This window comes from Aestuariispira ectoiniformans, assembly GCF_025136295.1.
Taxonomy (GTDB): Bacteria; Pseudomonadota; Alphaproteobacteria; order UBA8366; family Aestuariispiraceae; genus Aestuariispira_A; species Aestuariispira_A ectoiniformans.
Window position 1 is genome coordinate 2,617,533 of the sequence record NZ_CP062788.1, and the last position, 13,251, is coordinate 2,630,783.

The following is a 13,251-nucleotide window of genomic DNA, read 5'->3' on the forward strand; positions in this document are numbered from 1 at the left end:
CTGATCGTCCCGCCGATCGTCGAAAGTAGTTACCATGATCGAAGCATTTCACCGCATCAAGCGTTTGCCACCCTATGTCTTTGCTGAAGTAAACAAGCTTAAGGCGGACGCGCGAGCGAGGGGCGACGACATTATCGACTTTGGCATGGGAAACCCGGACATGCCCACGCCACAGCATATCGTCGACAAGATGATCGAAGCTGTGCAGAATCCGAAGACCCATCGCTATTCCACCAGTCGTGGCATCCCGGGATTGCGCAAGGCGCTGGCTGGCTATTACGAGCGGCGTTTCAATGTGACGCTCGATCCGGACAGGGAAGTGATTGCGACCTTGGGGTCGAAAGAGGGACTGGCGAACCTTGCCCAGGCGATTACCAGCCCGGGTGATATCGTCTTGGCGCCCAATCCCTGTTATCCGATCCATTCCTTCGGTTTCATCATTGCCGGAGGCGCGGTGCGTCATATGCCTGCCTGTGGCGGCGACAACAGCTTCCAGGAAGACTTCATGCGCGAAATGGTGCGTGCGGTGAAGCATTCCATTCCCAAACCGCTGGCGGTTGTTCTGAACTTCCCGCAAAACCCGACGGCGCAATGCGTGGATTTGGATTTCTATGAAGAGGTTGTGGATTTCTGCAAATACCACGGTATCTACATTCTGTCGGATATTGCCTATTCCGAAATCTATTTCGATGAGAACAATCCGCCGCCGTCGGTTCTGCAGGTCAAAGGCGCACGCGATATTGCCGTTGAATTCACGTCACTGTCCAAAACCTATAACATGCCGGGCTGGCGTGTCGGTTTTGCAGCCGGTAATGAAACGCTGATCGCGGCGTTGGCACGGATCAAATCCTATGTGGACTATGGCGCGTTTACGCCTATTCAGGTGGCGGCAACCGCAGCCCTGAATGGTCCGCAGGACTGCGTGGAGGAAATCCGCGCCGTATACAAGGAACGCCGTGACGTTCTTTGTGATGGTCTGGCTCGTGCGGGTTGGGAAGTGCCTAAACCCGAGGCGACGATGTTTGTCTGGGCGCCTTTGCCGGAGCAGTTTAAGGAAATGGGGTCTCTTGAATTTTCCAAGCTTCTGTTGCAGGAAGCGAAAGTGGCTGTGGCGCCGGGCGTCGGTTTTGGCGAATACGGTGACGGCCATGTTCGATTGGGGCTGGTGGAAAACCTACACCGTACACGCCAGGCCTTGCGCAATATCCGCGACTTTTTGGGTGGAGGTAATATGAAACTGTCGAAAGACGCGGAGGCTTGATGATGGCTGACGCTGGTAAACCGTTCAAGATAGCGATTGCCGGGCTGGGAACAGTCGGGGTCGGTACGATCAAGCTTTTGGAACAGCAGGCCTCCATCCTGCAAAATCGTACCGGGCGAGCCTTGGAAATCGTGGCCGTTTCGGCCCGTGACCGTAACCGTGACCGGGGTTGTGATCTCGGTGGTTACAAATGGTATGACGACCCGGTCGAGATGGCGCGCAGCGAAGAAGCCGATGTTTTCGTTGAACTGATCGGCGGCAGCGACGGACCGGCAAAGGCAAGCTGTGAGGCAGCCCTTGCGTCCGGTAAGCATGTGGTTACGGCCAATAAGGCTCTGGTGGCGCATCACGGGCATGAGCTGGCGGAAGTCGCGGAAGCCAAAGGCCTGGGGTTGGCTTACGAGGCGGCCGTAGCGGGCGGCATCCCCGTGGTCAAGGCCATTAGGGAAGGGTTGTCGGGCAATCGGATTTCTTCATTGCACGGCATTCTGAACGGCACCTGTAACTACATTCTGACGACCATGCGCGAGACCGGGCGAAGCTTTGACGATGTTCTCGCGGAAGCGCAGGAACTCGGCTATGCCGAAGCGGACCCGACATTCGATGTCGACGGTATTGACGCCGCGCATAAGCTGTCGATTCTTGCCAGCCTCGCGTTCGGTGCAAAAATTGATTTCAATAGTGTTTATGTTGAAGGTATCCGACGGATCACGCCGACCGATATCGACTATGCAAATGAACTGGGTTTCAAGTTCAAGCTGCTAGGTATTGCGGAAGATTGTGGCAATGGTATCTTCCAGCGGGTGCATCCGGTCATGGTACCGATGGATGTTCCGATCGCATCTGTTGAAGGTGTGTTCAATGCTGTTGTGACCGAGGGTGATTTTGTCGGCACGACAGTGCTGGAAGGGCGTGGCGCAGGCGGCGGGCCGACGGCGTCGGCGGTTGTAGCAGATATCGTTGATATTGCCTGTGGCCGGATTGTGTCGGTCTTTGGAATGCCGGCGGCGCAATTGGCGGAAAAAGCTACTTTGCCGATGGATAGCCATATCGGCGCTTACTATGTTCGGTTGGTTGTTGTGGACAAACCGGGCGTAATGGCCGATATCACTGCAGCCTTGCGCGATGCGGAAGTTTCGCTGGAAGCAGTATTACAACGTGGCCGTGATCCCGGTGCGCCGGTTTCGGTGGTTCTTACCACCCATGAGACCAGTGAGGCATCTATCCGGCAGGCGCTGGAACAGATTGAGAGAATGGATGCGGTCAAAGAGCCTGCGTGTTTTATCCGTATAGAGCGGTTTCAAGATTAAGGGCATCAGACCCGATCGTAGAGGGACAAGTCTGAAATGAGCATTGAAGAACGTAACTTGGCACTGGAAGCCGCGCGCGTAACCGAAGCGGCGGCACTGGCTGCTTCCCGTTGGATGGGCCGCGGTGATGAAAAGGCAGCGGACCAGGCTGCAGTTGATGGTATGCGTACGGCGCTGAATGCGTTGGACATCAGCGGTACCGTCGTGATCGGCGAAGGGGAACGGGACGAAGCACCGATGCTCTATATCGGTGAAACGGTCGGCAGCGGTAAAGGCCCGAAGCTGGATATCGCGCTGGACCCGCTCGAAGGCACCACGATTACCGCAAAGGGCGGCCAGAACGCCTTGGCCGTTATCGCGATGGCGGAAGAGGGTAACTTCCTGAACGCGCCTGACGTCTACATGGACAAGATCGCCGTCGGTGGCGGTCTTCCGGAAGGGGTTGTTGATCTGGACGCAACGCCGCAGGAAAATCTGACGAGCGTCGCCAAAGCCAAAGGCAAGGACATCTCCGACCTTCTGGTTTGCATTCTGGACCGTCCGCGTCATGCCGACCTGATCCAGGCTGTCCGTGATGCCGGTGCCCGTATCCTTCTTATCGGTGACGGCGACGTCTCCGGTGTGATTGCGACGGCAGAGCCGGACAGCGGCGTTGATATCTACATGGGTAGCGGGGGGGCACCGGAAGGCGTTCTGGCAGCGGCTGCTCTTCGCTGCATCGGTGGCCAGATTCAGGGCCGCCTGTTGTTCCGCAACGATGACGAACGCGCGCGTGCTGCAAAATGGGGTATCGAAGACCTCGACAAGAAATACAGCCTGCATGACATGGCGTCCGGCGACGTGATGTTCGCGGCAACCGGTGTGACCGATGGTGCAATGCTGCGCGGTGTTCGTGTCTATGCTGACCGGGCAACCACACACACGCTGGTCATGCGTTCGAAATCCGGCACGGTCCGTAAGATTGAAGCCATTCATAACTTCAATCGTAAAACCTGGCTCAACTGGTAAGACAATACTGGTTGGCTTGGGATGAGTGACGGAGCTGCATTTTTGGATGTAGAGCGATCTGCCGGCGGTAAACGTTGGGAATTGCGTAGCTCTAATGAACGTGAAGCGCTGGCTGTTTGCCAGCGTTTTGCGCTTCCGGATGCTGTTGCCCGCATCCTGGTGTCCCGTGGCATCGGGATGGACGAAACAGACGTCTTTCTGAACCCGTCTCTGAAGGCGCAGTTGCCTGACCCATTTCATCTGCGCGATATGGATGCGGGCGTGTCACGCCTGATTACGGCGATTGATGCCGGAGAGAAAATTGCTGTTTTCGGTGATTATGACGTGGACGGGGCCACATCTTCCTCCGTCTTGGCGCGTTTTTTTGACGCCTTGGGTCATCCCATCCAGGTTTATATTCCCGACCGAATGAAGGAAGGCTATGGCCCCAATCTTCCGGCGCTGTTGAAGCTGAAGGAAGAGGGGGTGTCGGTCGTCATTACCGTCGACTGCGGGATTACGGCGTTTGATGCGCTGGAAGGCGCCGCGGACGCCGGGCTGGACGTGGTCGTGGTCGATCATCATGTGGCCGAACCGCGATTGCCAAAAGCCGCTGCCGTCATCAATCCGAACCGTCTGGATGACAATAGTCCACATGGGCATATGGCGGCGGTAGGCGTTACATTTCTGGTGATTGTTGCCCTGAACAAGATGCTGCGGGAGAAGGGGTATTTTGACAACCGGCCTGCGCCTGACCTTCGTCTGCTTCTGGATCTGGTTGCCTTGGGAACGGTTTGTGACGTGGTTCCTTTGATCGGAGTGAACCGGGCATTTGTCACGCAGGGGCTGAAAGTTCTGGCGCAACGCAGAAACGCCGGTCTGGCCGCACTGGCGGATGTGTCTGGCGTGGACCGCTATCCAGAGGCCTATCATCTGGGGTTCCAGATGGGGCCACGTGTGAATGCGGGTGGACGCGTCGGCGAGGCGGGACTTGGCGCGCGCCTTCTTTCGACGAATGATCCAAAGGAAGCGCAGGCGATTGCCCAACGCCTGGATGAATTCAACCGCGACCGTAAGGAAATCGAAGCCGCTTGCCTGGAACAGGCGATTGAGCAGGTGGAAAACCGGGGCATGCGGGATGGTCTCGTATATGCGGCTTCTGATGGCTGGCACCCCGGGGTGATCGGGATTGTCGCGGGCCGTCTGAAAGAACGCTACAACCGCCCGGCCTGTGTTGTTGCCTTTGAAAACGGGATGGGCAAAGGGTCAGGACGCTCGATTGAAGGCGTAGACCTTGGTGCCGCTGTCATTGCCGCGGGCCAGGCTGGACTTCTGGAGAATGGCGGCGGGCATAAAATGGCGGCGGGCTTTACTGTTGCTGAAGCCAACAGCGACGCCTTCCACGACTATCTGACGGAACGTATAAGCAGCCAGATTTCTGCCGAAGGCATTGTCCCCAGCCTGAAACTGGATGGTGCGATTGCCGTGTCGGGGGCAACCGTTTCCCTTATCCAGGCGCTTGAGAAATTGGGACCGTTCGGGGCAGGCAACCCGACGCCGCGTTTTGCCATCAAGGATGCACGAATTGAACGCGCCGATGTTGTCGGGACGGACCATGTCCGCTGTCAGATTGTCAGCGGCGGCGGTACTACACGTCTGAAGGCCATCGCGTTCCGCTGCGCCGACCAGCCCTTGGGAGATCTGTTGTTGTCCGCACGGTCAGGCACACCTGTCCATGTTGCAGGAAAACTGCAAATCGACACATGGCAGGGAAGAGAAGCGGCGCAGCTAATCATTGATGATGCTGCAGCCGCCATCGGTTAATCCTACTTCTACTTCAGTTGCGTCGCCGTTTGGGACATCTCGTCGATCGTTCGAAGGGATGTTGCTGCGGATGAATAGGCACGCTGCGTCTGGATCATCAGTGAGACCTCATCTGTCAGGTTTGTCGCGGATGCTTCATAAGCCCCTCCGGTAATCGCAACACGGGTTGTCTGGTCCGGTCGGTAGAGGCTGATATCGCCGGACTCCTCTGTAACGGCGAAATGTGTATTGGATACCCGATCCAACAGGTTTTCAGCGCGAACATCTGCGACCGCCAGCATCGCAATCGGTCGGGACAATCCATTGGAGAAGGCCCCCTGCACAATACCGTCGTTGTCTACGCTGACATCCATAAGAAAGCCTTCCTCGATGCCGTTGCTGTCAACACTGCGCAGTTCAAATCCGCCGGCGTATTGGGTAATGCCGCTAAGATCGACGGACACCGTATTACTTGCACCGGCAGGAGTGGTCCAGCTAGCGGAAACGTCCACGTCATCGCCCAGAACTGTGCCGCCCGCCGTTGTCATCACGGGGTTCAAGCCGGTTGAATCGAAAGTGACAGAGATTGGAAAATCCGCGGCTGCAGGTGAGGTGATCGTGCCATCGGTGGAGTTGATGTTAAGATCCCAGGTATTGGCCGCCGTTTTTGTCCAGTTGAACGTCATATTCTGTTTGTCACTGGACTGGATAACAAAGCCGTTTGCATCCCTTTCAACGCCGCTGCCGTCGAGCACATCGAGAGAATAACTTTGTGACGTGCCAATCGCCGCATCAGCGGAGAGGTTCGCGGCAATGCTGCCGGTTGTAGAGGGGCTGGCATTGAAAATAATGCCACCCTGATCAACGCGGATCGGTTGAAGAGAACTCTCGTTCGTCCCGACAGCAAATGAATCGCTGGCCGGTACATAGGGCCAGCCCATGACATAGTTGCCAAAGCCATCTGAAAGATAGGCATTGGTGGTAGTCGGATCTGAATCCTGAAGGCGCCCGAAATGACCGGCCTTAGTCAATAGCGTGTCGCCTGAATTATCAAGGGCCGAATTCGTATAGAAAAAGCCACGCCCAACCATTGCTGCATCAAGGTTGCGGTTGGTGTAAGCGACTTGGCCGTCACGGTTGATTAGGTTTCGCACCTGCGGCCCGGCGCCGTTCAGGTTTTGATACAGAGATCCCTTCTGGGATCTGCTGACCAGTGAGTCGAACTGGACCTGGGATGTCTTGTAACCGGCTGTGCTGATGTTGGAGATATTGTCACTGATGGCGGCGAAAGCTTGGCTTTGCGCGCGCATTGCTGACAAACTCGAGGAAAAGAAGTAGTTGGCAACCATTCTCTAACGATCTCCGAACGAAAAATCTCAAAAAGTTGAGTTTTTCCAAGCAATTCATGTGCCAGTGTAGGATTCCTGCGGAGTCGCGATTTAGTGCAAGAGATGGGGATGGGACAGGAGAGGGGAACTTGCCGTCCTCAAAGAGAAGGTCGGCGTATTTTGCCCAGTGATATTTTCAATTTTCTTTGTAAAGCCCCTTGACCCATCCGGGCGTGAACGATAAATCATGCCGCGTCGAAACGAGCGTATGTCCCGTTCGTCTAGGGGTCTAGGACACCGGCCTTTCACGCCGGCAACACGGGTTCAAATCCCGTACGGGACGCCATCTTTCGTTCGTAATGGAAGATGTTTTATTTGATGCTGTAAACCGGACCTGACAGATGGGCCCGGTTTTTTTGTTTGTCGATTTAGGTTTTCATCCGGATGAAAATATCCGGCCACGGTAAGGAGATTTCTTATGGCTGATCAAGTCGGTGCGTCCCACATCCTGCTGATGTATGCGGGTTCCATGCGTTCCACGGCAACCCGTACCAAGGAAGAAGCCCAGGAGCTGATTCAGAAGTTGAAGACCGATGTCGAGGGCGGTGCGGATTTTGCCGACCTGGCGAAAGAATATTCCGATTGCCCGTCCGGCCAGAGCGGCGGCGAGCTGGGTGTTTTTGGTAAAGGCCAGATGGTTCCTGAGTTCGAAGATGCTGCATTCTCTTTGGATGTTGGTGCAGTCAGCGACGTCGTTGAAACGGCTTTTGGCTATCACCTGGTACAGCGTACTGCGTAAGTCAAAATACGACTGAACGAGAAAGAGGGCGATCACCAGGATCGCCCTCTTTTTTTGTCTCTGTCTGACAGAACAACCGAAGTCCTAATGTTGTTCATCTCCACGCATGCGCAGGGCCCACATCAGTCCCAGGCAGGTTCCTTTGGCAAAGGGGAGGAGGACAAGGCTCAGAACAATGACAAGCGGAATAAGGATGCTCATCAGGATGCCGAGAGGCGGTGCATAGGAGCGCTCGATCTCCAGCAGGATCGGTGCAATGATATGACCGACCACGAGGATGGTGAGCCAGGGAGCAAAATCGTCGGTACGGATGTGGGACAGGCTTTCACCGCAATGATCGCAATTGTCCGTAGCTTTGAGATAACGTTTGAAAATCGCGCCCTCGCCACAGTTGGGGCAGCGCTTTTTCAGGCCACGCAACAGCGAACGGCCCATGGGGCGTTGTGCTTCGGCTATCATTTTTTGTCCTTTCCCCGCCAAGCCTGAAATCCACACCAGGCCTCATTTTAACTTAATATTGGAGTTCCTTTGTAGGGTTTTCCCGCTCCCATGGCAATGGACTGATTGACGCAGGCAAAAATTCACTTTACCTGCGCAGATAGTCTTTTCTCTTTTTTCGGCAAAGGTTTGGCCATGTTGATTGCGGTTTTGGGCGCATTAGGCGCTGCTTCCTGCTGGGCAATCGGCAGTCTGGTGTCGGTTTACCCGGCGCAAATGTTGGGCGCTGCCGCTTTTAACAGGACGCGCATGTGCATCGTAGGGCTGATGCTGATTGCCGCGGCAAGCGTACTGGGTACTTGGGCGAGCCTTGAACAAAGCTATTTCAGTGCCCTTATCCTGAGCGGGCTTGTCGGGATTTTTATTGGTGATACGGCCTTGTTCGCCACTTTGCGGCGGATGGGGCCCCGTCGTACGGCAATCCTGTTTGCGATGAATGCGCCAATCACAACAGTACTTGGCTATCTGTTCCTGCAAGAAAGACTGGCACCGTCTGCCTTGGCGGGATGTGCGCTGGTTCTTGGCGGTGTGGTTATGGCTATTGTCTACGGCAAGCGTAAGTCGCAATTGCACGATTGGGAGACTGTAAGGGGGGCGCTGCCGGTGGGAATCGCATTGGGGCTGACGGCGGCTACTGCACAGGCTGTAGGCCTTATTATTTCCAAGCCTGTCCTTGATGCAGGCGCGGACCCGGTCGCCGCTTCAGCGGTTCGGGTTAGTATCGCGGCTGTTGCGTTGGTTTGCGCCAACCTTCTTCCTATTCCGCAATTCAAGGCACAGGCACCACTCACAAAGCCGTTGCTGGGCTGGATCGTGTTGAGTGGCCTCCTTGGAATGGGGGTGGGGATGACCCTGCTTATGGTGGCGCTGGCGCATGGTGATTCCGGCATTGTGGCCACCCTGGCTGCGACGCAGCCTGTTATGATGCTGCCGCTGATCTGGATCAGGACGAAGGAGTGTCCGGCGTTGGGGGCATGGCTAGGGGCCATTGCCGTTGTTGCCGGGACGGGTATGATCTTTAACGCTTGACTAGGCATATAGAAGGCGGACCGTCACTGATGGAATGGGTAGATGAAGGAATTGTACTGGGGCTGCGCCGTCACGGTGAAAGCAGTGCGATTCTGACTGCCTTCACAAGGCGGCATGGACGCCATACAGGACTTGTTCGCGGCGCAACCTCAAAAAGGCTTAGAGGGGTATTGCAGCCTGGCAACCGGTTGCAGCTTTCCTGGCGTGGGCGTCTGGAAGAACACCTCGGGCATTTCGAGGTAGAGTTGCTGGACAGTCATGCAGCGGCATTAATGTTGGATGCCGGGAAGCTGGCGGCCCTGACATCAGCCTGTGCCTTAATTGATTTCAGCCTGCCGGAGCGTGAGACCCATCCACAGCTCTATGAGACACTGAATTCACTGGCGATTGCCCTGGACCATGAAGCCTGGGCGGAAACCTATGTGAAATGGGAAATCGGCTTACTGGCAGAACTGGGATTTGGTCTGGACCTCAGCGCCTGTGCAGCAACCGGTCAGACAACCGATCTTGTTTATGTGTCGCCCAAAACCGCCCGTGCCGTAAGCAGGCAGGCGGGAGAGCCTTATCGTGATAAATTGTTGCCGCTTCCGGGCTTTCTTATCGGGGAAGGGGGGGCGGATGATCTGGCGCTTGCGAGTGCTTTGAAAATGACCGGTTATTTTCTGAACAGGCATGTTTATACGCTGCACGGTCGCAGTCTTCCCGACAGCCGGATGCGATTGTTACAAAGGTTTCTGCGCTAGAGTGTATGGCAATCTGTTGCGTTTTTGACCGCCACGATTACTATATTTGGTGCAGTAAATCAGTAAGGGCTTTTTCATGACCGATCCAAAAGATGCCGCCGCCGAGATTCGCGTTGCGCCCTTGGCGGACGCGCTGAGCGAGCGCTATTTGGCCTATGCGTTGTCAACCATCACCTCGCGCTCCCTGCCGGATGTGCGTGATGGTCTGAAGCCGGTTCACCGGCGACTGCTGCATGCGATGCGTGAGTTGAAACTGAACCCTGATTCCGGTTTCAAGAAATGCGCGCGTATCGTCGGGGATGTCATGGGTAAGTATCACCCCCATGGCGACCAGGCGATTTACGATGCGATGGTCCGCCTCGCACAGCAGTTCGCCGTTCGCTATCCGCTGGTGGATGGCCAGGGCAACTTCGGTAATGTGGATGGCGATAACGCCGCGGCAATGCGTTATACCGAGGCACGTTTGACGGAAGTCGCGCAGGCGTTGCTGGAAGGGATTGATGAAAATGCCGTCGATTTCCGCTCAACCTACGACGGTGAGGGAGCGGAGCCGATCGTTCTTCCTGCGGCATTCCCGAATTTGCTGGCGAACGGCGCTTCCGGCATTGCCGTGGGGATGGCGACCAACATTCCGCCCCATAACGCGGGTGAGTTGTGCGATGCCTTACTGCATTTGATCAAATTCCCCAATGCGGGCATGGACAAGCTGGTGGAAATGGTGCCCGGGCCGGACTTCCCAACCGGTGGGGAGCTTTGCGAAAGCCGGGAGGCGGTCAAGGAAGCGTATGCAACCGGACGCGGCGGTTTTCGGGTGCGTGCGCGCTGGGAAGTGGAAAAACTGAAAGGTGGTACCTGGCAGGTAGTCGTTACCGAAATTCCCTATCAGGTTCAGAAAGCCAAGCTGATCGAGAAAATCGCGGAACTGATCTCCAATCGCAAAATTGCGATGTTGGACGATATTCGCGACGAGTCGGCGGAAGATATTCGTGTCGTTCTGGTTCCCAAATCACGGAACGTAGAGCCGGAAATGCTGATGGAATCGCTGTTCCGCCAGACGGACCTGGAAAACCGTGTTTCGCTGAATATGAACGTTCTGGCGGAGAACGGGCGTGTTCCGAAGGTGATGAACCTTCGGGAAGTCCTGCAGGCCTATCTGGATCATCGTCATGTGGTGCTGGTCCGTCGATCCGAATATCGCAAAAGTCAGATCGAACGCCGACTTGAAATCCTCGAGGGTTATCTGGCCTGCTATCTGAATCTTGATGAGGTCATTCGTATTATCCGTGAGGAAGATGAGCCGAAGAAAGAGCTGATGAAAGCCTTCTCGCTCACGGAACTGCAGGCCGAATCCATTCTCAACATGCGTTTGCGTTCCTTGCGCAGACTTGAGGAAATGGAAATCCGTAACGAACATACCAAGCTGAGTGAAGAGCTTGCCGGATTGAAAGAGCTGCTTTCAAGTGAAGATGCTCGTTGGAAGACAATCAGCGGTGAGATAACGGAAACACGCAAGAAGTTCGGTCAGAATACCGAGCTGGGCCGTCGCCGGACGATTATCGGTGACGCACCGAGCGCTGTTGTTGTTCCGCTCGAGGCCATGATCGAAAAAGAGCCGGTTACCGTGGTCTGTTCTCAGAAAGGCTGGGTGCGCGCCATGAAGGGCCACCTGTCTGATTTCAGCGATATCAAATACAAGGAAGGCGATGGCCCAGGCTGGATCATGCATGGCCAGACCACTGATAAATTGTTGATATTTGCCTCCAACGGTCGCTTCTACACCATCGGTGCTGACAAACTGCCGGGCGGCCGTGGTCATGGGGAGCCTCTGCGTCTGATGATTGATCTGCCCAACGAGGTAGATGTGGTTGAATTCCTGGTTCATAATCCGGAACGCAAGCTGCTTGTTGCGTCCAATGACGGACGCGGTTTCCTGGTGGCGGAGAAGGATGTTGTCGCGCAAACCAGAAATGGTAAGCAGGTCTTGAATGTCTCGGGAAGCAGTAAGGCCGAATATTGCGTGCCGGCAGATGGGGACATGGTTGCCGTGATTGGCCAGAATCGGAAGCTTCTGGTCTTCCCCTTGTCTGAAATGCCGGAAATGGCCCGTGGCAAGGGTGTTATCATCCAGAAATACCGTGACGGCCATATCTCCGATATCAAGGTCTTCCTGGAAGAGAGTGGTCTGACATGGGCGTCGGGTGAGCGTACCAGGACAGTGACCGATTTGACCGCCTGGATGGGTAAGCGGGCACAGGCAGGCCGTATGCCGCCTCCTGGTTTCCCGAGGAACAACAAGTTTAGCTGATTGCGTACCCGCACCTGTGGGGTGTTGGGCTTGAGTGACAGGTAATGACTTCAAGGCACAATTCATATATAAGATTGTGCAATGCAAAAGATAAATGGGATTGTAGTGGCTATGTCTGAAAATGTGGCTTTTGCACCGACACTGTCGGATGCGATCTGGAAAAACGAAGGAAGCAACCGTTTGCTGCGCGGCGTTGTACTGGCTGTGATTGGCTCCGCGTTGCTCGCGCTGTCCGCGAAAGTTCAGGTGCCATTTTATCCGGTACCGCAAACGATGCAGACATTGGTGGTTCTGATGATCGGCATGGCTTTCGGCAGCCGCCTGGGGCTGGCGACGGTTGCGCTCTATTTGGCGGAAGGGGCCGCAGGCCTCCCGATTTTCGCCGGAACGCCGGAAAAAGGTATCGGCCTGGCCTATATGATGGGGCCGACAGGCGGTTATCTTCTTGGCTTTGTACTGGCGGCGGCTGTGGTCGGCTGGCTGGCTGAACGTGGTTGGGACCGCGGTATTGTAACGACCGCTGCGGCGATGGCGATCGGCAATGTTGTGATCTATTTGCCGGGTATTGCATGGCTCAGTGCTGCCGTTGGCTTTGATAAAGCCGTTCTTTTCGGCATGCAGCCGTTCCTGCTGGGGGACGCGGCCAAGCTGGTGCTTGCAGCTCTTGCAATGCCGATGGCTTGGAAAATACTTAGACGCGGATAATACTGTTTTTCGGCAGATATCCTGCGAACAGGGAAGGGCGCATCCTTATTGGATGCGCCCTTTTTCTTTCGGATGACCGGTAGGCAGCCCTCTACATATCTGGATATTGCACCAGCGTTAATATATTGTCGTCCGGGTCGGCAAAGTTAGCCAATATACCGCCCCAGGGCTGTTCCTCCGGCTTGTCGATGACCGTCACCCCCTTTGCGCGGAGCTGGGCCACCTCAGCCTCAATATCGGATGTCACAAAAGATAGTCCGGCAAAGCGCCCGACAAGGACAGCGGCATCCTCGCCATTGATCTCTTCCACAACCAGCATGATGCCATTCTGGTCCATGGTGAATACCGCAAAGCCGTGTTCTCCCGGCTCATAGGCAATATCGTCAAATTCGAGAACGTCCCGATAGAAGCTGTAGGCGCGTTCGATACTCGAGACAAAGAGCCTGACGGCACCGAGCGTTTCAATAGCCATGACCTCTCCAT

12 protein-coding genes and 1 tRNA gene are annotated in these 13,251 nt (G+C 55.5%); 10 read left to right on the plus strand and 3 right to left on the minus strand.

From position 1 onward, the window contains the following. The first annotated feature begins 34 nt into the window (after window positions 1-34). From IF205_RS12175 to recJ, 4 genes are read left to right on the plus strand one after another with little or no spacing between them, the layout of a single operon-like run. On the plus strand, window positions 35-1,261 hold the full coding sequence (locus tag IF205_RS12175; RefSeq protein ID WP_259779639.1) for an LL-diaminopimelate aminotransferase: 1,227 nt from the start codon (window positions 35-37) through the stop codon (window positions 1,259-1,261). Beyond that, a complete protein-coding gene (locus IF205_RS12180) occupies window positions 1,261-2,571 on the plus strand; it encodes a homoserine dehydrogenase (protein WP_375542648.1) in 1,311 nt (436 codons plus the stop codon). Before IF205_RS12175 ends, IF205_RS12180 begins: the two co-directional genes overlap by 1 nt. A 36-nt stretch (window positions 2,572-2,607) precedes the next feature. Then, window positions 2,608-3,579 (plus strand): class II fructose-bisphosphatase, encoded by a 972-nt coding sequence (gene glpX, locus IF205_RS12185; protein ID WP_259779640.1) that lies wholly within the window; start codon window positions 2,608-2,610, stop codon window positions 3,577-3,579. A 21-nt stretch (window positions 3,580-3,600) separates the two neighbouring features. Then, the gene (recJ, locus tag IF205_RS12190; protein ID WP_259779641.1) at window positions 3,601-5,382 is read left to right on the plus strand and encodes a single-stranded-DNA-specific exonuclease RecJ; all 1,782 of its coding nucleotides are present in this window, start codon (window positions 3,601-3,603) and stop codon (window positions 5,380-5,382) included. 8 nt (window positions 5,383-5,390) lie between these two features. Here recJ and IF205_RS12195 read toward each other — a convergent pair whose 3' ends face one another. After that, entirely contained in the window at window positions 5,391-6,710 is a 1,320-nt protein-coding gene (locus tag IF205_RS12195) for a flagellar hook protein FlgE (protein WP_259779642.1), read from the minus strand. A gap of 249 nt (window positions 6,711-6,959) precedes the next feature. On the opposite strand from IF205_RS12195, the gene IF205_RS12200 reads away from it, so the two are divergent. Both IF205_RS12200 and IF205_RS12205 read left to right on the plus strand, forming a co-directional pair. Further along, window positions 6,960-7,035: transfer RNA gene (locus IF205_RS12200), tRNA-Glu, on the plus strand. 132 nt (window positions 7,036-7,167) lie between these two features. Next, window positions 7,168-7,488, plus strand: coding sequence for a peptidylprolyl isomerase (locus IF205_RS12205; RefSeq protein WP_259779643.1), 321 nt, complete (start codon window positions 7,168-7,170; stop codon window positions 7,486-7,488). A gap of 84 nt (window positions 7,489-7,572) precedes the next feature. Here the strand turns inward: IF205_RS12205 and IF205_RS12210 are convergent, their stop codons facing one another. Next, window positions 7,573-7,947, minus strand: a complete 375-nt coding sequence (locus IF205_RS12210) for a DUF983 domain-containing protein (RefSeq protein ID WP_259779644.1) — start codon at window positions 7,945-7,947, stop codon at window positions 7,573-7,575. A 174-nt stretch (window positions 7,948-8,121) separates the two neighbouring features. Between IF205_RS12210 and IF205_RS12215 the strand changes: the two genes are divergently transcribed. The 4 genes from IF205_RS12215 to IF205_RS12230 all read left to right on the plus strand — a co-directional run bounded on the left by IF205_RS12215 (window position 8,122) and on the right by IF205_RS12230 (window position 12,768). Continuing rightward, on the plus strand, window positions 8,122-9,015 hold the full coding sequence (locus IF205_RS12215; protein WP_259779645.1) for a DMT family transporter: 894 nt from the start codon (window positions 8,122-8,124) through the stop codon (window positions 9,013-9,015). A 29-nt stretch (window positions 9,016-9,044) separates the two neighbouring features. Further along, complete coding sequence (gene recO / locus IF205_RS12220) at window positions 9,045-9,758, plus strand: DNA repair protein RecO (protein ID WP_259779646.1); 714 nt, start codon at window positions 9,045-9,047, stop codon at window positions 9,756-9,758. A 76-nt stretch (window positions 9,759-9,834) separates the two neighbouring features. Next, on the plus strand, window positions 9,835-12,063 hold the full coding sequence (parC, locus tag IF205_RS12225) for a DNA topoisomerase IV subunit A (protein ID WP_259779647.1): 2,229 nt from the start codon (window positions 9,835-9,837) through the stop codon (window positions 12,061-12,063). Window positions 12,064-12,174: 111 nt separating this feature from the next. Beyond that, window positions 12,175-12,768 (plus strand): biotin transporter BioY, encoded by a 594-nt coding sequence (locus IF205_RS12230; protein WP_259779648.1) that lies wholly within the window; start codon window positions 12,175-12,177, stop codon window positions 12,766-12,768. Window positions 12,769-12,859: 91 nt separating this feature from the next. Here the strand turns inward: IF205_RS12230 and IF205_RS12235 are convergent, their stop codons facing one another. After that, window positions 12,860-13,240, minus strand: a complete 381-nt coding sequence (locus IF205_RS12235; protein WP_259779649.1) for a VOC family protein — start codon at window positions 13,238-13,240, stop codon at window positions 12,860-12,862. Window positions 13,241-13,251 lie beyond the last annotated feature (11 nt).